The sequence below is a fragment of the Actinocatenispora rupis genome, from assembly GCF_016861975.1.
Classification (GTDB): Bacteria; Actinomycetota; Actinomycetes; order Mycobacteriales; family Micromonosporaceae; genus Actinocatenispora; species Actinocatenispora rupis.
The window spans coordinates 177,061-197,359 of sequence record NZ_BOMB01000001.1 but is presented as its reverse complement, the minus strand read 5'-3'; the positions used below and the strand labels follow the sequence as shown (position 1 = coordinate 197,359).

18 protein-coding genes are annotated in these 20,299 nt (G+C 72.6%); all 18 read right to left on the bottom strand.

The genetic code is table 11. From position 1 onward, the window contains the following. Positions 1-58 precede the first annotated feature (58 nt). On the bottom strand, positions 59-838 hold the full coding sequence (locus tag Aru02nite_RS00920; protein ID WP_203654620.1) for a hypothetical protein: 780 nt from the start codon (positions 836-838) through the stop codon (positions 59-61). Positions 839-886: 48 nt separating this feature from the next. Then, positions 887-1,747 carry a DivIVA domain-containing protein gene (locus Aru02nite_RS00915; protein ID WP_203654077.1) on the bottom strand — a complete coding sequence of 287 codons (861 nt, stop codon included), beginning with the start codon at positions 1,745-1,747 and terminating at the stop codon, positions 887-889. Between the two features lie 127 nt (positions 1,748-1,874). Continuing rightward, positions 1,875-2,171: a YggT family protein gene (locus Aru02nite_RS00910; RefSeq protein ID WP_275408562.1), complete on the bottom strand. Its 297-nt coding sequence runs from the start codon at positions 2,169-2,171 to the stop codon at positions 1,875-1,877. Between the two features lie 18 nt (positions 2,172-2,189). Next, positions 2,190-2,897 (bottom strand): cell division protein SepF, encoded by a 708-nt coding sequence (locus Aru02nite_RS00905; protein WP_203654075.1) that lies wholly within the window; start codon positions 2,895-2,897, stop codon positions 2,190-2,192. Positions 2,898-3,038: 141 nt separating this feature from the next. Further along, positions 3,039-3,761: a YggS family pyridoxal phosphate-dependent enzyme gene (locus tag Aru02nite_RS00900; protein ID WP_203654073.1), complete on the bottom strand. Its 723-nt coding sequence runs from the start codon at positions 3,759-3,761 to the stop codon at positions 3,039-3,041. Continuing rightward, a complete protein-coding gene (gene ftsZ, locus Aru02nite_RS00895; protein WP_203654071.1) occupies positions 3,758-4,891 on the bottom strand; it encodes a cell division protein FtsZ in 1,134 nt (377 codons plus the stop codon). Before ftsZ ends, Aru02nite_RS00900 begins: the two co-directional genes overlap by 4 nt. A gap of 226 nt (positions 4,892-5,117) precedes the next feature. Beyond that, the gene (locus Aru02nite_RS00890; protein WP_203654069.1) at positions 5,118-5,918 is read right to left on the bottom strand and encodes a cell division protein FtsQ/DivIB; all 801 of its coding nucleotides are present in this window, start codon (positions 5,916-5,918) and stop codon (positions 5,118-5,120) included. Beyond that, positions 5,918-7,345, bottom strand: coding sequence for a UDP-N-acetylmuramate--L-alanine ligase (gene murC / locus Aru02nite_RS00885; protein WP_203654067.1), 1,428 nt, complete (start codon positions 7,343-7,345; stop codon positions 5,918-5,920). Before murC ends, Aru02nite_RS00890 begins: the two co-directional genes overlap by 1 nt. Continuing rightward, positions 7,342-8,463, bottom strand: coding sequence for a UDP-N-acetylglucosamine--N-acetylmuramyl-(pentapeptide) pyrophosphoryl-undecaprenol N-acetylglucosamine transferase (locus Aru02nite_RS00880; RefSeq protein ID WP_203654065.1), 1,122 nt, complete (start codon positions 8,461-8,463; stop codon positions 7,342-7,344). Before Aru02nite_RS00880 ends, murC begins: the two co-directional genes overlap by 4 nt. Continuing rightward, positions 8,460-9,926 carry a putative lipid II flippase FtsW gene (ftsW, locus tag Aru02nite_RS00875; RefSeq protein WP_239076254.1) on the bottom strand — a complete coding sequence of 489 codons (1,467 nt, stop codon included), beginning with the start codon at positions 9,924-9,926 and terminating at the stop codon, positions 8,460-8,462. The genes Aru02nite_RS00880 and ftsW overlap by 4 nt, the downstream gene beginning before the upstream one ends. A gap of 33 nt (positions 9,927-9,959) precedes the next feature. Then, complete coding sequence (gene murD / locus Aru02nite_RS00870) at positions 9,960-11,339, bottom strand: UDP-N-acetylmuramoyl-L-alanine--D-glutamate ligase (RefSeq protein WP_203654063.1); 1,380 nt, start codon at positions 11,337-11,339, stop codon at positions 9,960-9,962. Next, positions 11,336-12,457, bottom strand: coding sequence for a phospho-N-acetylmuramoyl-pentapeptide-transferase (gene mraY / locus Aru02nite_RS00865; RefSeq protein WP_203654061.1), 1,122 nt, complete (start codon positions 12,455-12,457; stop codon positions 11,336-11,338). Before mraY ends, murD begins: the two co-directional genes overlap by 4 nt. Continuing rightward, the gene (locus Aru02nite_RS00860) at positions 12,454-13,860 is read right to left on the bottom strand and encodes a UDP-N-acetylmuramoyl-tripeptide--D-alanyl-D-alanine ligase (protein ID WP_203654059.1); all 1,407 of its coding nucleotides are present in this window, start codon (positions 13,858-13,860) and stop codon (positions 12,454-12,456) included. Before Aru02nite_RS00860 ends, mraY begins: the two co-directional genes overlap by 4 nt. After that, positions 13,857-15,386, bottom strand: a complete 1,530-nt coding sequence (locus tag Aru02nite_RS00855) for a UDP-N-acetylmuramoyl-L-alanyl-D-glutamate--2,6-diaminopimelate ligase (RefSeq protein ID WP_203654058.1) — start codon at positions 15,384-15,386, stop codon at positions 13,857-13,859. Before Aru02nite_RS00855 ends, Aru02nite_RS00860 begins: the two co-directional genes overlap by 4 nt. A 150-nt stretch (positions 15,387-15,536) precedes the next feature. Beyond that, positions 15,537-17,840, bottom strand: a complete 2,304-nt coding sequence (locus tag Aru02nite_RS00850) for a peptidoglycan D,D-transpeptidase FtsI family protein (protein ID WP_203654057.1) — start codon at positions 17,838-17,840, stop codon at positions 15,537-15,539. Between the two features lie 27 nt (positions 17,841-17,867). Beyond that, entirely contained in the window at positions 17,868-18,407 is a 540-nt protein-coding gene (gene ftsL / locus Aru02nite_RS00845) for a cell division protein FtsL (protein ID WP_203654056.1), read from the bottom strand. After that, positions 18,404-19,477, bottom strand: a complete 1,074-nt coding sequence (rsmH, locus tag Aru02nite_RS00840) for a 16S rRNA (cytosine(1402)-N(4))-methyltransferase RsmH (RefSeq protein WP_239076253.1) — start codon at positions 19,475-19,477, stop codon at positions 18,404-18,406. Before rsmH ends, ftsL begins: the two co-directional genes overlap by 4 nt. Before the next feature lie 257 nt (positions 19,478-19,734). After that, positions 19,735-20,163 (bottom strand): division/cell wall cluster transcriptional repressor MraZ, encoded by a 429-nt coding sequence (mraZ, locus tag Aru02nite_RS00835; RefSeq protein ID WP_203654055.1) that lies wholly within the window; start codon positions 20,161-20,163, stop codon positions 19,735-19,737. Between the last annotated feature and the right edge of the window lie 136 nt (positions 20,164-20,299).

The following is a 20,299-nucleotide window of genomic DNA, read 5'->3' as shown; positions in this document are numbered from 1 at the left end:
TGCTGACCGGTTCAATGCCCGTTTTGTACGGGATGCCGGAGACGTGGGGGACGCCGAGTCACAGCTCCGGAGTACCGCCGAGCAGGACGGTGTCCGGCTGGCACCAGCCACACGGGTTGAAACCCAGTTCGACCGCCTCGGCGACTGGCAGCGGCTCCGAGTCCTTGCCGAGCAGGTGCGGACACCCCGTCACGTGGTACCTCGGACGACCGTCGACCACGAGTACCTCGGCAGGCAGTCGTGCGACCAGGTCCGCATCCGAACGGGACGTGCGCTGCACCGGTGGCTCGTCCATCGGATCGTCGGTCGCGTTGTCGCTCTCGACATCCGGAATGACCATCCCGTACCGGCCGGGCTCGTCCGGGAAACGCCCCACCGGAATGGTCGGTACGGACTCGGTCGGTTCGGCCGCGGTACGGTCCAGCGGCCACGGCGGCCGGTGGTCCCAGGGATCCGGATCGTTCGCCGGGTCCAGATCCGCGAACTCGCGCTGCACGGCACCCGACCGGGTCGGATCGGTCCGCGCGCCCGACACGCGCCGGCCGGGGAGGTCCGGAACCTGTCCTCCCCGGCGCAGAGCGGATTCGCCGTACGCCGGCTCACTGGCCGGCATCTCGGCGGTCTCGGTGCTCTCCCCCGCCGGCTCACCGTTGTCGCCGGCGTCATCCGCCGGCGTGCTGCGGTTCGACCTCGACTGCCGGGCGCCCACGTACAGCGCGACAGCCGCGAGCAGACTCACCGCGATCGACACCACGAGCAGCAGGTCGATGCCTCGCACCAACCCGAGCACCAGCAGCACTGCCGCCACGAGGATCAGCAGCAAGCTGGCAACGATCACGGGTCACCTCGGCCGAGATTGTCCTGTTCCAGATGAAGGAACAGGATCCTACCGGGTGCCTCCGTCGGCAGGGGGGAGGCCCAGGCCACCACGGGCCGGGGTGTACGCGCCACCGAGGCCGGCGGCGGCGAGACCACCGTTGGTCGCGGCGGGACGGCTGGCGTCGCCGGAACGGTTCAGCTCCTCCTCGATGCCCTGACCGCGGGCACCCAGATCCCGGAGCTGGCTCTCCAGGTACGCCTTGAGCCGCGTGCGGTACTCCCGCTCGAAGGCCTTGAGCTCCTCGATGTGCTTCTGCAGCGCGGCCCGCTTGACCTCAAGACCGCCCATGGCCTCCTGGTGCCGCTGACGCGCGTCGCGCTCCAGCGACTCGGCCTTGCTGCGCGCCTTCTGGGTGACCTCGTCGGCCTTGGCGCGGGCGTCGGACAGCAGCTTGTCGGCCTCACGGCGTGCGTCCGAGACGTGGTCGTCGGCGGTGCGCTGCGCCATCATCAGCACCCGCAGCGCCTGCTGCTCGCCACCGTCGCCACCTGCCGCGGCAGCCGCGGCGGCCACGGACGGCGCGGCGCCACCCTGCGCGTGCATCTGGTCCAGCTCGGCCTGCGCCTGACGGACGGCCTGCTCGGCGTTCAGCTTGTCCTGCTGCAGACGCTCGAGCTGGTCCCGCAGCTCGTTGTTCTCGGCGACCAGGTGCTCGGGGGCACCGCCACCGGCGGGCGGCGCGACGGCCCCACCCTGCTGGACGCGCTCAAGCTGGGCGCGGAGCTCGTTGTTGTCCTCCACGAGGCGGACGAGTTCACGCTCGACCTCGTCGAGGAAGGCATCGACCTCATCCTCGTCGTACCCCCGCTTCCCGATGGGGGGCTTCTTGAACGCGACGTTGTGCACGTCGGCCGGGGTCAGCGGCATCGAAACTCCTCGGTTCAGCTTGCGACCGCGTGGCTCGCTGTCGATAGGACCGGGACCGGGCCATCGTGATCCGGCTGGTCTGTCGGCAGCGCCACGGGCCGGGTTGTCACCCGGCCCGTCAGCAAGACTAACGACCGAGCAACGGTGGCAACACGACGTTCAACAGCACGTACACGATAACCAGCAGTATCAGGAAAGCCAGATCCACGCTCACGGTACCAATCCGGAGCGGTGGAATGACCCTCCTCAGGGCTTTCAGGGGAGGGTCAGTGACGCTCCACACGACCTCCATGGCGGCGGCCGCGCCTCTACGAGGTTGCCACCGGCGCGCAAACTGCAGGACGAAGCTGAGCACCAGGCGCGCCATGAGTATCAACAAGAAGGCGTATATGACCAGGTAGATGACCTGGAACAGGACCGACACGAGCGGTGTTCTCCCGGTTCAGCTCTGGTTGAAGAACCCGCCCTCGGCGATCTTGGCCTTGTCTTCCGCAGTGACCGTGACATTGGCCGGTGAGAGCAGGAACACGCGGTTGGTCACTCGTTCGATCGTACCGCGGAGTCCGAAGATCAACCCGGCGGCGAAATCGACGAGCCGCATCGCGTCCGCTTCGTCCATTTCGGACAGATTCATAATGACCGGAGTGTTGTCCCGGAAATGCTCACCGATTGTGCGCGCCTCGTTGTACGTCGTCGGGTGCACGGTCGTGATCCGGTAACCGTGCGCACTCTCGTCCGACACCACGGCACGCTCGCGCAGCTGTACCTGTGGCGCGAGCGCCAGGTTGTCCTGGGTGAGCGACGTGACGGACGCGCCGCGGTTCAGCGAACGTACGCTGGCCCGCTCGGTGCGCTCCTGCCGGTCGGCACCCGTGGCCAGGCGCGGCCGTGCCGGCTCCGGCGCGTCGAAGTCGTCGTCGGCGTACTCGGCGTCGTCGAAGTCCGCGTCGTCGAGGTCCCGGGCCGGCTCGCGGCGCCGGTGCGGACGCGTGTCGTACCGCGAGGTGCCCTCGTAACGGCTGGTGGTCTCCTGCCGGCCGGCGCCGTCGTAGCGGCCGGAGGTCTCGTACCGGTCGTCGTCGGCGTCGTAGCCGTCCTCCTCGTCCTCGACGAGGCCGAGCCAGACACCCGCCTTGCGCAGAGCGCCCATCGGGCACCTCCTCCCGTGCACCAGCCTCACCGCGTCGCGCGCCCCGTCCGGCCCGGACGGCCCCCCGCGATGCGCCGCCCGAAGGCGGACGAGATCGGTGGTTGTGAATAACAGCGGTGTAGTTCGGTTCCCGAAGCCAGGCTAACCCAGCTTCGCCCGGGTACCGAGCAATCCGCGGCCAACGCGAACGTGTGTCGCGCCGTGTCGTACCGCGGCCTCCAGGTCGCCCGTCATTCCGGCCGACACGATCGTGGCCGTCGGGACCACTCCCCGCAGCCATTCGGCCCGTTCGGCGAGCACCGCGAACGCCGGGTCCGGGTCGGCACCGAGCGGCGCCACCGCCATCAGGCCACGCAGCCGCAGCTCCTCGTGCCCCAGCACGTCGTCCACCAGCGCCGGCAACTCCCCCACCGGTACGCCACCGCGGCCCTCCGCGTCGTCCAGGCGTACCTGGAGGAGGACGTCGAGGGGGTGGTCCCGGTGCCGTGCCGCCGCACCGGCCAGCGCCTCGACCAGCGGCCGGCGGTCGACCGAGTGCACCAGGTCGGCGTACCGGACGACGGAGTTGGCCTTGTTGCGCTGGAGCTGGCCGACGAAGTGCCAGCGCACCGGCAGATCGGTCAGCTCCGCGGCCTTCACCGACGCCTCCGCGTCCCGGTTCTCGCCGATGTCGTGCTGCCCCAGCCCCACGAGCAGCCGTACGTCCGAGGCGGGGAACGTCTTGGTGACCGCGACCAGCGTCACCTCGTCCGTCGTACGCCCGGCGGCGGCGCAGGCGGCCGCGATACGGTCGCGCGCCGCCGCGAGGTTCGCCGCCAGTTCGGCCCGACGGGCCGGACCGGCGGCTGCGGCTTCGACGCTCACGCGCCGTTCTTGAGGAAGTCCGGCACGTCGACGTCGTCGAACAGCACCTTGCGCGGCGGGCGCTCGGCGGGCGTCGGCGTGGTCGGGATCGGGCTGCTCGTCGTCGTCGGCGCCGGCTTGCTCGGCCCCGGGTCGGCCGGCGGCTTCGGCCGCCCCACCTCCGCCTGCGGCTTGTACGCCGGGGTGCCGCCGTCGAACCCGGCCGCGATCACCGTGATGCGGACCTCGTCGCCGAGCGCGTCGTCGATGACCGCGCCGAAGATGATGTTCGCGTCCGGGTGCGCCGCGTCGGTGACGAGCTGCGCCGCGTCGTTGATCTCGAACAGGCCGAGATCCGAACCGCCGGCGATGGACAGCAGTACACCGCGCGCGCCATCCATGCTCTGCTCCAGCAGCGGGCTGGAGATCGCGCCCTGGGCGGCTTCCACCGCACGGTCGTCGCCGCGCGCGCTGCCGATGCCCATCAGCGCCGAGCCGGCGTTGGACATGACGCTCTTCACGTCGGCGAAGTCCAGGTTGATCAGACCCGGCGTGGTGATCAGGTCGGTGATGCCCTGGACACCGGACAGCAGCACCTGGTCCGCCTGGCGGAACGCGTCCATCATGCTCATCGTCCGGTCGCCGAGCTGGAGCAGCCGGTCGTTCGGGATGACGATGAGCGTGTCGCACTCGTTGCGCAGCTCGTCGATGCCGGTCTCGGCCTGCACCTGCCGGCGCTTGCCCTCGAACGAGAACGGCCGGGTCACCACGCCGATCGTGAGCGCGCCGAGCTTGCGGGCGATGTTGGCGACCACCGGCGAGGCGCCGGTGCCCGTACCGCCGCCCTCGCCGCAGGTCACGAAGACCATGTCGGCGCCCTTGAGTACTTCCTCGATCTCGTCGCGGTGGTCCTCGGCGGCCTTGCGGCCGACCTCCGGGTTCGCCCCGGCGCCGAGACCACGGGTCAGCTCGCGGCCGACGTCGAGCTTGACGTCGGCGTCGGACATCAGGAGCGCCTGCGCGTCGGTGTTGATCGCGATGAACTCGACACCCTTGAGTCCGACCTCGATCATCCGGTTGACGGCGTTGACGCCGCCGCCGCCGCAGCCGACGACCTTGATGACCGCCAGATAGTTGTGCGGAGGTGTCATCGGTCTGCCTTCCCTTAGCTGGTGCTCCCCGCCGAGGTTCACCGGTCTCAACTCTCACCCTCAAGTAGAGGGTTATAGTTATGTCAACCTGCACCTCGCTCCGGAACGTACTCACCAGGCGGTGTCCGGACCAAGCACCCGGGTCGGCGTGTCGTCGACGTTCTCGACCACAGTCACCGATCGGGTGTCCATCGTGGACGGTGCAGGGTCCACAGTGGACAGTTGGTCAGCGTACCGTGACGAGATCCGGGGCGCTCACGTCGATGGTCGAACCGTCCTGCGACAGCAACGCGGTCGCGGCGGCGGCCTTGCGGTCACTGCGCGACGCGTCGCCCCACACCACCGAACGGCCGTCCGACAACCGCAGCGTCACCCGGGTCGGCCGCGGCACCTCGATCCGGCGCAGGTCCGCGCGCAGCTTCGGCGTCAACGCCGCCAGTACGGTCAGGGCGGCCCGGGTCGAGTCGTCCGCGGGGCCTGGGTGCGCGACCTGGATCGTGGGCAGCCCGCGCGGCGCGGACGCCACCGTACGGAAGACGACGCCGGTGGCGTCGACCAGCCGGACCGTGTGACCCTGCGGTACCGCCGCGGCCGGGGTGCGCTCGGTGACCGTGACCACCACGGTGTGCGGCCACTCCCGGCTCACCACCGCGGTACGCACCGGCGGCAGGGTACGGACCCGGCGCGCCGTGGCGGCCAGGTCCACGTCGGCGAGCGGCGTGCCCGGCGGTACCGCGGCGGCGGTGCGGACGTCGGCGGCGAGCGCGCGGCTGCCGTCCACCCGGACGTCCCGCACCGCGAACGCCGACGTCTGGTACACGACGACGAGGGCGGCGATCACCACGGCGACCGCGAGTACGCCGGCGCCCAGGGCGAGCAGGACGCGGGAACGGTGCCGACGGGCGCGGGCGAACAGCCGGCGGACGAGGGCGGGCAGGTCGGGGCGGCGGGCGAGTACCAGCCGCCACCGACGGCGCGGGCGGGCGGCGTCGGTCACCGGACGGCGCCCACGCGCCTCGCCCGCCATCAGCCCGCTGCGCCGCGGTCGGTCAGTGCGGCCAGCAACTCGTCGCCCATCATCGAGATCGGCGGCGCGCCCATCGTCACGACGAGATCGCCCGGCCGGGCCCGGCGGAGTACCTCGTCGGCGACGTCCGACCAGGACGGTACGAAGACCTTGGCCTCGGCGGGCAGGTCCACCGCGTCGGTCAGCACCCGGCCGCCCTCACCCGGGGCGCGGGTCTCCCCCGGGCTGAACACCTCCATCACGATCGCCTCGTCGGCCAGCGCCAGCGCCTCGGCGATCTCCGCCTGCAACTCGCGCGTGCGGTACAGGCGGAGGGGTTGGAAGACGACGATCAGGCGGCCGTCGGCGGTGACCTCGCGCAGGGTGGACAGCGCGGCGGTCATCGACACCGGGTGGTACGCGTACTCGTCGTAGACGCGGACGCCGTCGGCGGTGCCCTTGTGCTCGAACCTGCGCCGTACGCCGGGGAACTCGGCGAGCGCCTCCGCGATCCGGTCGAACGGCTGCTCCAGCGACAGCGCGGTGAGCAGCGCGGCCGCACTGTTCAGGCCGAGGTGCCTGCCCGGGGACGGCAACCGGACCTCGCCCAGCTTCACCCCGTCCCGCTCCGCCGTGTACCGCACGCCGGCGGCCGACGAGGTCAGGTCGACCAGCCGGAGCGTCGCGTCGGCCGACTCGCCGTACGTGTACACGGTCCGGCCCTCGGCGCGCATCCGGTCGGCGAGCTGCCGGCTGCCCTCGTCGTCGGCGCACGCCACGAGGAAGCCGTCCGGCGTGATGCCGCGGCAGAACTCGGCGAAACCGTCCTGCAGGCCGGCGAGGTCGCCGTACGTGTTGAGGTGGTCGGCGCGCACGTTCGTCACGATCGCGACCCGCGGGCGGTACCGCAGGAACGAGCGGTCGCTCTCGTCCGCCTCGATCACGAAGTACTCACCGGAGCCGTGGTGCGCGTTCGACCCCGCCTCGGAGATCTCGCCGCCGATCACGAACGACGGGTCCAGCCCGCAGTGCTGCAGTACCAGGGTGGTCATGGAGGTGGTGGTGGTCTTGCCCTGCGTGCCGGCGACCGCGATGCCGTGCCGCCCCACCATCGCCGAGGCCAGCGCCTCGGACCGGTGCAGTACGCGCAGTCCGCGCCGGCGCGCCTCGGCCAGTTCCACGTGGTCGGCGGGGATGGCCGTCGAGTAGACGACGGTGTCGACGTCGTCGAGGTTGGCCGCGGAGTGCGTGTCGTGGATGACGCCGCCCAGCGCGCGCAGGCCGGCCAGGGTCGGCCACTCCCGCAGCTCCGAGCCGGACGTCGGGATGCCGCGGGACAGCAGCAGCCGGGCCAGGCCGCTCATCCCGACCCCGCCGATGCCGATCAGGAAGACCCGCCCCAGCTCCTCGGCCGTCGGGTAGCCCTCGTCGGTCCGCGTGTCGCTCATGCCGCCGTCCCCTTCGCCGCCAAGGCCTCCAGTACGAACGCGCGGAGCGCCTCGTCGCCGTCGCGCCGACCGTACGCCGCGGCGGCGGCGCCCATCGCCTGCAGCCGCGCGGGGTCGCCGAGCAGCGGGACCGCGTTGCGCTCGATCCAGTCCGGGGTCAGGTCGGCGTTGTCGACCAGGACACCGCCGCCGGCCTCGACCACCGGCAACGCGTTGCGCCGCTGCTCGCCGTTGCCGTACGGCAGGGGGACGTAGATGGTGGGCAGGCCGAGCGCGGCCACCTCGGCGCAGGTCATCGCGCCGCCGCGGGACAGCACCAGGTCGGCCGCCGCGTACCCCAGCTCCATCTCGGACAGGAACGGCAGCGTCACGTACGGCGCGGAGAGGTCGGACGGGATCTCGACCGGCTCGTTGCGCGCGCCCATGATGTGCAGCACCTGGAAGCCGGCCGCGGTGATCGCCTTGGCGGCACCGGCCATCGCCAGGTTGATCTGCCGGGCGCCCTGCGAGGCGCCGAACACGAACAGCGTCGGCCGGTCCGGGTCGAGGCCGAAGTGCGCGCGGGCCTCGGCGCGGCGGGCGTCGCGGTCCAGCGTCGTGATCGACCGCCGCAGCGGTACGCCGACCACGCGGGCGTCGGCCAGCGACGGCGCCTGCGCCGGCTGGTGCGGGAAACCGACCGCGACATGGTCGGTGAACCGCATGCCGAGCTTGTTCGCCACCCCGGCGGGCACGTTCACCTCGTGGATGACGATCGGGGTCTTGCGGCGCCAGGCACCCAGGTACGCGGGGACCGCGACGTATCCGCCGAAGCCGACCACCACGTCGGCGGCCACCTCGTCGAGCAGCGCCTTGCCCGCGTTCATCGACCGCAGCATCCGCGGGCCGGTCTTCAGCAGGTCCAGGTTCACCGCCCGGGACAGCTGGTAGGCGGGCACCTGACGCAGGTCGTACCCCGCGGCGGGGATGATGTCGTTCTCCAGTCCCTTCGCACCGCCGACGCAGGTGATCCGGACGTCGGGGTCGTGCCGCCGGAGGCAGTCGGCGAAGGCGAGCAGCGGGTAGATGTGGCCACCGGTGCCACCGCCGGCCAGTACCACGGAACGCAGGTCGGTCAACGTCTGTCCTTGCGGGTCGTCGAGCGGGACCTTGTACCGGCCCGCTGCCGTCGTGGGTCCGTCCCCCGTGATCCTGCCGTACGCCGTCGTGGAGCCCGCACAGCGGTCGTGGACCGTGACGAACCAGGCTTCTTCTCCGCCGGCAACGGGGGCAGCGGAGCCCACAGTATCCGGGCCAGCCGGCTCGGCGCACGGGCGTGCAGGGCGCGCGCCGCGTCCGGTTCGGCCCGGGCGAACGAGGCCAGCATGCCGACCGCCACCAGCGTCACGACCAGCGCCGTACCGCCGGCGGAGATGAACGGCAGCGGCACGCCCGTGATCGGCAGCAGGCCCACCACCGCGCCGATGTTGATCACGGCCTGCCCGGCCAGCCACAGCGTGCACGCCGCCGCGACCGTACGCCGGAACGGGTCGTCGACGCGGCGCGCGATCCGCAGTCCCGCGTACGCCAGGACGGCGAACAGGGCGAGCACCACGACGCAGCCGACGACACCCAGCTCCTCGCCGATGATCGCGAAGATGAAGTCGTTGTGCGCCTCCGGCAGCCAGCTCCACTTCTGCCGGCCCTGGCCCAGGCCCACGCCGAACCAGCCGCCGTCGGCCAGCGCGTACATGCCCTGCACGGACTGCCAGCACGAGCCCTGCAGGCTGTCCGGGCTGGTGCAGCCGTTCGCCCGGGCCATCTGCCCGAACGCGAGGATGCGCTGGAAGCGGTAGCTCTGGTCGGCGATCAGCACGATCACGCCGGCGATCGCCACCGCGAACATCCCGGCGAACACCCGGAACCGCACGCCCGTCACCCACAGCAGGCCGAGGAAGACCAGCAGCATGCACAGCATGCTGCCCAGGTCGTGCACGCCGACCAGCAGGAACAGCAGCGCCGTCAACGGGAACAGCGGCATCGCCAGCCGCTTCCACCGGGTCACCGAGTCGCCGCGGCGGACCAGCAGGTCCGCACCCCACCACATCAGCGCCAGCTTCGCCAGCTCCGCCGGCTGGAACTGCACCGGCCCGACCGTGATCCAGTTCAGGTACGTGCTGACCGGGCCCGCCTTCAGATCCGGGAACAGCACCAGGATCAGCGCGAACACCATGCACAGCACCAGCAGCGGCAACCCGAGCAGCCGGTACGTACGGGTCGGCAGCCGTTGCGCGAGCCAGAACGCCGCCAGCCCGATCGCCGCCCACAACCCCTGCTGCTGCACCCCGGCCAGCGCCGAGCCCGTACCGCCGTCGGAGGTCGTGACGTTCGTGGCCGAGTAGACCATCACCAGGCCGATCACCAGCAGCAGACCGGCACTGGCGACGAGCAGGTAGTACGAGGCGAGGGGGCGGGCGAGCAGGCCGCGCAGGGCGGCGAACGGCTCCCCGATCAGCCGGCCCACCGCCGACGGCCCTGGTACGCCGGGCGGCGCGCTGGCGTCGGCACGCGCGGCCGGCGCGTCACTGACCGTACCGGTCACGGGCACTCCCCTGGCGGTGGCGCGTGGACCGGCTCAGGAACCGGACAGCCGGCCCACCTCGGCGGCGAACCGGTCACCGCGCTGCGCATAGCTGGCGAACATGTCGTACGAGGCGGCGGCCGGGGCCAGGAGCACCGTGTCGCCCGGCCCGGCGAGCCGGGCGGCGTGCGCCACCACGTCCGCCATCGCCCCATCATCGGACCTCGCCACCTCGATCACGGGGATCTGCGGCGCGTGTCGGGAAAGTGCGGCGGCGATCTCCGCCCGGTCCGCCCCCAGCAGTACGGCGCCGGCGAGGCGGTCGGCGACCCGGGCGACCAGCTCGTCCGGGTCGACGCCCTTGAGCTGACCGCCGGCGATCCACACCACCCGGGAGTACGAGGTGAGCGAGGCCAGCGCGGCGTGCGGGTTCGTCGCCTTCGAGTCGTCCACGTACGCCACGCCGTCGACGGTGCCGACCGGCTGGTTGCGGTGCGCCTGCGGGGTGTACCCGCCGAGCCCGTCGGCCACCGCCTGCGGCGGCACCCCGTACGCCCGGGCCAGGGCGGCGGCGGCCAGCGCGTTGGCCACGTTGTGCGGGCCGGCGGGGCGGACCACGTCGGCGGCGACCAGCGCGACACCGTCGCCGTACGCCCGGTCGACGAGGACGCCGTCGACCACGCCGAGCTGACCCTCCGCCGGCTCGCCGAGGGTGAACGACACCCGCCGCCCGGGCACGTCCGCCAGCAGCGCGGCCACGCCCGGGTCGTCGGCGTTGCCCACCGCCGTACCGCCGTGCGCGGCGCCGCGCCACACCGCCGTCTTCGCCGTCGCGTACGCGTCGCGGTCGCCGTGCCAGTCGAGGTGGTCGTCGGCCAGGTTCAGGTACGCCCCGGCCCGCGGCGCCAGCGTCGACGACCAGTGCAGCTGGTAGCTGGACAGTTCGACGGCCAGTACGTCGGTGTCGGCGGCCAGCACCGCGTCGATGAGCGGGTCGCCGATGTTGCCGACCGCCCGGGTACGCAGGCCCGCCGCGGCGAGGATCGACGCCAGCATCGTCACGGCGGTCGTCTTGCCGTTCGTCCCGGTCAGGGCGAGCCAGTCGGCCGAACCCGCCGGGCGCAGCCGCCACGCCAGCTCGGGCTCGCAGTACACGGAGAGGCCGGCGGCGACCGCGGCCGTGACCAGCGGGTGATGCGGCGCGAACACCGGCGACACGACCAGGTCGGACGCCTTCGCCAGCAGGTCGGCCGGCGGGTCGACGGCCACAGCGGTCGCGACGCCCTCCCCGGCCAGCGCAGCCAGCCGTTCGCTCGGCGCCCGGTCCAGGACGGTGACCTCGGCGCCCGCGGCGACCAGCGCGCGGGCGCACGCCGTACCGCTGACGCCGGAGCCCGCCACCAGCACCGGACGCCCCGCGTACCCGGAGGTCACAGGTTGCTGCCTATGGCGTGTGCCGTGAAGTCCGCGTAGAAGATCGCTAGTCCGGCGGTGATGCCGATGCCGGAGATGATCCAGAACCGCACGGTGATGTTGACCTCGCTCCACCCGGCCAGCTCGAAGTGGTGGTGGATCGGTGCCATCCGGAACACCCGTCTGCCCGTACTGCGGAAGGACACGACCTGGATGATCAGCGACACGGTCTCGATGACGAACAGCGCGCCCAGGATGAACAGCAGCAGGATCGTCTTGGTGGAGATGGCCAGGCCGCCGATCAGGCCGCCCAGGCCGAGCGCGCCCGAGTCACCCATGAAGATCCGGGCCGGCGACGCGTTCCACCACAGGAAGCCGAACAACGCCCCGGCCGCGGCCCCGGCTATCAGCGCCGCGTCGAGCGGATCTCGGACCGCGTAACAGTACGAGGTGAGCTGGTGCGGGTCCGAACACCAGTGCCGGTACTGCCAGAACGAGATCACCGTGTACGCCAGCAGCACCATCACCGACGTACCGGTGGCGAGACCGTCCAGACCGTCGGTGAGGTTCACCCCGTTGGACGCGGCCAGTACCACGAAGATGAACAGCACCACCGCGCCGACCCGGGTGATGTCCAGCCACGGGATGTCCCGGATGAACGAGATGTACGAGCTGCCCACCGTCGGGTTGTGGATCCCGTCCGGCGAGACGCTGTCCGGGTTGAAGTAGAGCGCGACCACGCCGAACACCGCACCGACCAGCGCCTGCCCGAGCAGCTTGCCCTTGGCCGACAGGCCGGCGCTGTTGCGCCGCCGGATCTTCATGAAGTCGTCGATGAAGCCGACCGCGCCCATGCACACGAACAGGCCGAGCAGCACGATCGCGGTCACCGTCGGCTTGTGCGGCCGGCCCGGCAGGGTCAGCAACGTCAGGTGCCCCACCAGGTACGCGATGACGGTGGCGACGATGAAGACGACACCGCCCATCGTCGGGGTGCCCCGCTTCGCCAGGTGCGACTGCGGGCCGATCTCACGGATCGGCTGGTCGGCACGCAGGCGGCTGAAGTACCGGATCGCCAGCGGGGTGCCGAACAACGTCAGGACGAACGCCACCAGGGGCGCGACAATGACTGACCTCATGACGCGGGGGCCTCCCCGGAGTCGTCCCGGAGGGCGTCGACCACCTGCCACGTCCGGTACCGCGATCCCTTGACCAGGACCACGTCGCCCGGCCGAAGCTCGTCGCCGAGCAGGGCGATTGCTGCCTGCTGATCAGGCACCTGCACCGACTGTCCCTCCCACTCGTTGGAGCGGGCGCGTTCCCGCGCGCCGTCGTGGATGCCGCCGGCCACGGCCTCGACGACGACCAGACGGTCCACGCCGAGATCCGCCGCGAGCCGGCCGACCTGCTCGTGCTGAGACTGCTCGAACTCGCCCAGCTCGGCCATGTAGCCGAGCACCGCCCAGGTACGGCGGCCCGTGCCGATCGCGGCCAGCGACTGCAACGCCGCCGTCATCGACCCCAGGTTCGCGTTGTACGAGTCGTCGATGATCGTCACCCCGTCGTGCCGGGTGAACACGTCCATCCGGCGCCCGGACGCCGGCCGCAGCTCCCCCAGCGCGGTCCCCAACTCCGCCAGCGGCATGCCCAGCTCCAGCGCCACCGCGGCCGCGGCCAGCGTGTTCGCCACCATGTGCGCGCCGTACACGCCGAGCCGCACCGGTACCGAGCCGTCCACCGTGGACAGCGTGTACGCCGCGCGGCCGGCCGCGTCCAGCGTCACGTCACTCGCCCGTACGTCGGCGTCGGCGGCGGTGCCCACCAGCACCACGCGCGCCTTCGTACGCTCCGCCATGGCGCGGACCCGGTGGTCGTCGGCGTTCAGCACGGCAAGCCCGTCCGCCGGCAGCGCCTCCACCAGCTCGCCCTTCGCCTGCGCGATCGCCTCCACCGAGCCGAACTCGCCCAGGTGCGCCGCACCCACGTTGAGCACCACGCCGATCCGCGGCGGCGCGATCCCGCACAGGTACGCCACGTGGCCGATGCCGCGCGCGCTGCACTCCAGCACCAGGTATCGCGTGTCCGCGTCGGCCCGCAGCACCGTGTACGGGTGGCCCAGCTCGTTGTTGAGCGTGCCGACCGGCGCGACGGTCGACCCGAGCCGGGCGCACAGCGCGGCGACCATGTCCTTGGTGGTCGTCTTGCCGGACGAACCGGTCAACCCGACCACCGTGGTGTCCGGCAGCCGGTCCACCACCGCGCGGGCCAACCGGCCCAGCGCCGCCAGCGGATCCGCCACCAGGACCGTCGGTACGCCGGTGCGCTCCTGCGCGAGCACCGCCGCCGCGCCCGCTTCCACGGCCGCGGCGGTGAACCGGTGCCCGTCGACCTGCTCGCCGCGGAACGCGACGAACAGACCGCCCGGCCCGACCTTCCGCGAGTCGTGCTCGACCGTCCCGGTGACCACGGCGTCCGGCGCCGCGCCGTCGACGAGGGTGCCGTCGACCGCCGCGGCGACCTCCGCCAGCCGCATTCCGATCACGCGTCCCCCTCGGCGGCGCGGGCGGCCAGAGCGTCCCGCAGCACGATCCGGTCGTCGAACGGGTACACCTCGCCGGACACCTCCTGGCCCTGTTCGTGTCCCTTGCCGAGCACCGCGACGATGTCCCCGGGCCGGGCGTGCGCCACCGCCGCGGCGATCGCCACCGACCGGACACCGCCGTCCACGGCATGCCCCTCCGGTACGGCGAGGGCACCGGCGAGCACCTGCGCGCGGATCGCCGCCGGGTCCTCCGTACGCGGATTGTCGTCGGTGACGACCACCTCGTCGGCGCCGCGCGCGGCGGCCTCACCCATCAGCGCACGCTTCGACTGGTCCCGGTCGCCGCCGGCACCGACCACGCAGATCACCCGGGCTCCGGTGGGCGCGGCCGCCTCGCGGAGCGCGGCGAGCGCCGCGGCCACCGCGTTCGGCGTGTGGGCGAAGTCGACGACGCCGACGATCTCGCCCGGCGCCACGACCCGCTCCATCCGCCCCGGTACGCCACCGCACGCGGCCACGCCGGCCACCGCGGTCGCCGGGTCGACGCCCACCGCGGCCAGGATCCCGACCGCGAGCAGCGCGTTCGCCACGTTGTGCCGGCCGGGCATCGCGACGCTGCCGGGCAACGACACCCCGCCCGGCCCCGCCACCTCGAACCGTTGGCCGTACCCGTCGCGAGCGATGCGGCCCGCGCGCCAGTCGGCGGCCGGCTGCCCGTCCACCGACACCGTCACGGTGCGGCCCGGGTGGGCCAGCTTCACCACCGCCGGGTCGTCGGCGTTGAGCACCTCCACCGCGGCCCGGCCGTCGAACAGCTTCGCCTTGGCCGCGAAGTACTCGTCGACGGTGCCGTGGAAGTCGAGGTGGTCGACGCCGAAGTTGGTGAAGGCGCCCACCGCGAACCGGGTGCCGGTGACCCGGCCCAGGTCCAGCGCGTGGCTCGACACCTCCATCACGACCGTGTCCAGACCGCGCTCCAGCGCCACCGCGAACAGCGCCTGCAGGTCCGTCGCCTCCGGCGTCGTCCGCGTACTGTCCAGGCGCTCGTCGCCCAGCCGGGTCTCCACCGTGCCGATCAGCCCGGTACGCCGGCCCGCGGCGGTCAGCCCCGACTCCACCAGGTACGCGGTGGACGTCTTGCCGTTGGTGCCGGTGATGCCGATGACGGCGAGCCGCTCGGTGGGGTTCCCGTACACCGCGGCGGCGATCCGGCCGAGCTGCGCCCGCGGATCCGCCACCACCAGCGCCGGTACGCCCGCGGCGCGCGCGGCCCCGGCACCGGTCTCGTCGGTGAGCACCGCCACGGCGCCGGCCGCGACCGCGGCGTCGACGAACTCCGCACCGTGCCGGCGCGAACCGGGCAGTGCGGCGTACAGATCGCCGGGGCGGACCTCACCGCTGGCGTGCGTGACGCCGGTGACCTGCCGCTCGGCGTCGACCGGCGTCAGCGGTGCGGCCGCCACCAGCGGGGCGAGCGTCGCGAGCCGGGTCGCGGAGACGGTCCGTGGTCGCGGATAGCCTGGCACGGGCCATGACCCTACCCGGACACGGTCGTGCCCATGGCGTCGGTACTCGTCCGACGACACCCCCGGTACGCGGTGCGTGTCCGGATCGTGCCTGCTCGTACCGCTGGTGTACGCAGCGGAATCCGCCCGTCGCGGTTCGCACACCGAGGGCTATCCGTACACCCGGAACGACGGCTGCTTCGCGCCGCTCGGCGGGACCTTTCCGTGGCCCAGCGCGAACCGCATGATCTGCTGGAAGACGGGCCCCATGTTGGCGCCCTCGCCCGAGCCGCTGGTGTGCGCGAACACGGCCACCACGTACCGCGGGTGGTCGGCCGGCGCCATGCCGATGAACGACTCGATGTTGCCCCTCTGGTACGAGCCGTTGACGACCCGCTGGCCGGTGCCCGTCTTCGCGGCGACCTGGTAGCCGTCCACCGCGCCGGACAGGCCCGTCGCGCCCGGCACCGTGGTCACCGCCACCATCGCCTTGCGCTCGGCCGCCGCCACCGACGGCGACAGCACCCGGTGGCTCGCCACCTTCGGCTTCGTCACCGCGCCGTCCGGCCCGACCGTCTGCTCGATCAGGTGCGGCTGCACGTACTCCCCGTCGTTGGCGATCGCCGCGTACGCCGCGGCCAGCTGGATCGGCGTCACCGCAACGCCCAGCCCGATCGGGATCGACCCGTGGTCGGCGCCCTGCCAGGTGCTCGCCGGCCGTACGATGCCGTCCGCCTCGCCCGGCATCCCCTCACCCGTCGGCGCACCCAGCCCGAACTTCCGCTGGTACTCGTACAGCCGCTGCGCGCCGACCTTGTCCGCCACCGCGATCGTCCCCACGTTCGACGAGTACGCGAAGATGCCGGGGACGGTGATCTTCACGTTCCCGTGCCAGTGGGTGTCCTGGTAGGTCGTGTCGCCCTTGGTGACCGTCGACTTGATCGGGATCGCCGAGTCGGGCTTGATGACACCGGTCTGCAGGCCGGCGCCGATGGTGATCGCCTTGTGCACCGACCCCGGCTCGACGACCGCCTGACTCGCCCAGTCGGTGCGCTGCTCGGTGGTCGACGCACCCACGTCGCCCGCGTCGTACGTCGGGTAGCTCGCCTGCGCCAGCACCGCACCCGTCTTGACGTCCAGTACCACGGCGGCGCCCATGTCCGAGTTCAGGTGGTTGAGCTTCGCGAACAGCGCGCGCTGCGCCTCGAACTGGATGTCCCGGTCCAGCGTCAACTGCACCGAACCGCCCGGCCGCGCCGCCTTCTCCTCGTGGTACCCGTCGGGGATCTCCACCCCGTCCCGGCCCGCCTCGTACTTCCGGACGCCGTCGGTGCCGCGCAGCAGCGAGTTGTACTCCGCCTCCAGGCCGGTCAGCCCGGACAGGTCGTAGCCGGTACTGCCGATGATGTTGGCGGCCAGGTCGTGTCCCGGATCGTCGCGCCGCTCGTCCTGCTTCACGCCGATGCCGGTGATGTTCATCGCCGCGACCCGGTCGCCGACCGGGATGTCCACCCCGCGCGCCAGGTACACGAAGCGCAGCGGGTCGCCGTTGCGCAGCGTCTGCTTGCGCATCTGCTTCTCCAGCGTCGACCGCGGTACGCCGAGCACCGGGGACAGCTGCCGCGCCACCTTCGCCGCGTCGTTGATCATGCTGGGGTCGGCGAACACGTACCGCGACTCGACGCTGTGCGCGAGCACCGTGCCGCTCCGGTCCAGGATCGACCCGCGCGCCGCCGGCAGCGGCACCGTCCACAGCCGCTGCTGCAACGCCTTCGTCGCGTACGCGTGGGCGTCGGTGAGCTGGAGTTGCACCAGCCGGCCGGCGATCACGGTGAACAGCACCAGCACGACCACCGTGCCCAGCCGCAGCCGCCGTCCCGGGCTGCCGAGCCGCACCACACCGCCCCGGAACGGCCCGCTCGCCGGCGCGGTCCGCCGCGGCTTCGGCTGCTTCGCGGCCTTCGGCTTCGCGGCCTTCGGCTTCGCACCCCGCGACGCCGTCGTACGCCCGGCACCGCGGCGCGGGCGCTCCGCGGACTGCCTGGCACGCTTACGATCCCGCGCCTCCTGCTGACTGCGCCCACCCGTACCGCCGGAGCCGCGGCGCCCGGTCGGCTCCGCCCGCTCGGCCGACCGGCGGGACGCCGATCCCCGGCCGGCGGACGAGCCCCGCGACGCCGCCGAACCCGACCCGCCCCGCCCGGTACGCCGCGACTCGGTGGGCTCGCGTCGCGGCGGCTCGGCCCGCTCCGAGTCGTGCGCCGAACGCGCCCGGTCGGCCCGCCGGCTCGCGTCCGCCGGATCCGCCGACTCCCGCACCGTCCGCCCGCGCGGCCGGTACCGCCGGGCGTCGGCGAGCCCACCCGGTTCGCGGCCGGTGCCGCCACCCCGACGCAGCGGCACCACCACCCGGTCCGGATCGGATCCGCCCCTGCCGCGGCGCGGGTCCGGTCCGGGAGTACGTGGCGTCGGCATGTGTCGTGTCCTCCGGTTGCGAACGTGTCAGCGGGAGCCGGGGTCGCTCGCTGCCGGCGCGGGCTGCGGCACCCCGATCACCTTCCCGTCGGGCAGCCGGATGTACGCCGTCGTACCGGCCGGGACCAGGCCCATCCGGGTCGCCGCCGCCTGCAGGCTGCCCGGCGACTCCAGGTCCGCCAGCTCCCGCCGGTACTCCTGCTCCTGCCCGTCCAGGTTCGCCTGCTGCGTACGCATCCGGGACAGCGTCAGGGAACTGGAGTTGATCGCGGTGTTGAGCACCAGCAGTCCGACGATGCCGGCCGCGACGAGCGCCAGTACGAGCACCACGAACGGCGCGCGCGGCGCCGCGACCGGTACCGGCGGGGCGGCCCGGCGCCGCGGCCCGGCCGGCTCCGGCGCGCGGCGCTGGCTCGGTACCGCCGTGGTGTCGTCGCGCGTCGTGTCGGGCTTGGGCCGCGCCGGACGGGTCGGACGGGTCGCGGTCCCACCCCGGGCGGCCGAGGTCGACCGGGTGGGCGGCCGGTAACCGGCGTCGTCGTAGCGTCGAATCGGTTCCGCGGTCACGACCCCTCCTTCACCCGAGCACCGGGGCGTCCGCCCCGGATCCGTTCCGCGGCACGCAACCGTGCCGATGTGGCGCGCGGGTTCGCCGCCGCCTCCGCCTCGTCGGGCACCTCGGAACTCCGGCTCAACAGCCGCAGTTCCGGCTCCAGTTCGGGCGGTACCACCGGCAGGTCCGGCGGTGCGCTCGACCGGGCCCGCGTGGTCAGTTCCCGCTTGACGATCCGGTCCTCCAGCGACTGGTACGACAGCACGACGATCCGGCCGCCGACCCGTAGCGCGTCGATCGCCGCGGGCAACGCGGCCCGCAGCACCGACAGCTCACCGTTCACCTCGATGCGCAGCGCCTGGAACGTCCGCTTCGCAGGATTTCCCCCGGTACGCCGGGCCGGCGCCGGGATCGCGTCCCGTACCAGATCGGCGAGCAGCGCGCTGGACGTGATCGGTGCCCGCTCGCGCTCCCGGACGATCGCCGCCGCGATCCGCCCCGCGAACCGCTCCTCCCCGTACTCCCGGAGGATCCGGGTCAGCTCACCCGCCGGCTCGGTGTTCACCACGTCCGCCGCGGTACGCCCGGTCGTCTGGTCCATCCGCATGTCCAGCGGCGCGTCGCGTGCGTACGCGAAGCCGCGGGCCGGCTCGTCCAACTGCAGCGACGAGACCCCCAGGTCGAACAGCACACCATCCACAGTGGACAGACCGAGATCCGCCAGCGCGGAACCGATCCGGTCGTACACGGCGTGCACGGTGTCGAGCCGGTCGGCGAACGGGGCCAGCCGCTCCCGGCTGCGCCGCAGCGCCTCGGTGTCGCGGTCCAGCCCGACCAGCCGCAACTCGGGGAACGTGCTCAGGAACAGCTCGGCGTGCCCGCCCAGCCCCAGCGTCGCGTCGACGAGGACGGCACCCGGCCCGGTGAGCGCGGGTGCCAGCAACTCCAGCGACCGGGCGGCGAACACGGGAACGTGCGTGCCCGCCGGCACCGGTACGCCCGGCGTCGCCGGTCGCCGCCGGCCCCGCTCCGGCCGAGACCGGCGCGGCGCGCGCTCGTCCCCCATGCTGACCCCCTCGTGCATGACACAACCGTTGGTACTCGCCGGAACACCTCCGCCCGGTGTCCTGAACCCTGGTGCGCTGAGGGCCCGGTACGCGTCCGGGCCCTCACCATTCGCGGCGAACTCCAACGATCCGTGCCATCAGGTCCCCATCCGCTCAATCGCGCCTGGCACCGGGGAAGTAGCACCAGGAGCCGTCGAGCGGCTGGAGACCTCACGGCACGACATCCAGTCAGCCACCGCGCGCGACCCGGCCCCCGTCTCGTCGCGCGCGACATCTAGAAGCCGGGCAGCACCCCCTCCTCGATGTCGGCGAAGGACTCCTCGCTGTCCGCGAGGTACGTCTCCCACGCCTCAGCGTCCCAGACCTCGACGCGACTCGATGCGCCGATGACCGCGAGATCGCGTCGTAGTCCCCCGTATTCCCGGAGAGCTGGCGGGATCGTGATCCGTCCCTGCTTGTCGGGCACCTGATCGAAGGCACTGGCGAAGAAGACCCGGCTGTACGCCCGGGCCGCCTTGTGCGTGACCGGCGTGGCCTGCAACTGCTCCGCGAGCCGACGGAACTCGGCCATGGGGAACACGTAAAGGCAGCGCTCCTGCCCCTTGGTGACCACCAGGCCCTCCGCAAGCTCGTCCCGAAACTTCGCCGGAAGGATCAGCCGACCTTTGTCGTCCAGACGCGGGGTATGGGTGCCCAGGAACACGGCCGCCCCTTCCCCCCGGAACTGGCGCTAAGCCCGGCGGACCCGTCAAGCCCGTCCGAACGTCGCGAGCGACACCCGTCCCAGCCCACCGGCTCCCCCATCGCGCTCCACTGTACTCCACTTCCCCCCACCGTCA

What these genes read in the sequence shown, in the direction of transcription:
- Aru02nite_RS00915 (WP_203654077.1), bottom strand. Translation starts at nt 1,747, where the DNA reads ATGCCGCTGACCCCGGCCGACGTGCACAACGTCGCGTTCAAGAAGCCC.
- Aru02nite_RS00905 (WP_203654075.1), bottom strand. Translation starts at nt 2,897, where the DNA reads ATGGGCGCTCTGCGCAAGGCGGGTGTCTGGCTCGGCCTCGTCGAGGAC.
- ftsZ (WP_203654071.1), bottom strand. Translation starts at nt 4,891, where the DNA reads ATGACACCTCCGCACAACTATCTGGCGGTCATCAAGGTCGTCGGCTGC.
- Aru02nite_RS00890 (WP_203654069.1), bottom strand. Translation starts at nt 5,918, where the DNA reads ATGGCGGGCGAGGCGCGTGGGCGCCGTCCGGTGACCGACGCCGCCCGC.
- murC (WP_203654067.1), bottom strand. Translation starts at nt 7,345, where the DNA reads ATGAGCGACACGCGGACCGACGAGGGCTACCCGACGGCCGAGGAGCTG.
- mraY (WP_203654061.1), bottom strand. Translation starts at nt 12,457, where the DNA reads ATGAGGTCAGTCATTGTCGCGCCCCTGGTGGCGTTCGTCCTGACGTTG.
- Aru02nite_RS00850 (WP_203654057.1), bottom strand. Translation starts at nt 17,840, where the DNA reads ATGCCGACGCCACGTACTCCCGGACCGGACCCGCGCCGCGGCAGGGGC.
- rsmH (WP_239076253.1), bottom strand. Translation starts at nt 19,477, where the DNA reads ATGCACGAGGGGGTCAGCATGGGGGACGAGCGCGCGCCGCGCCGGTCT.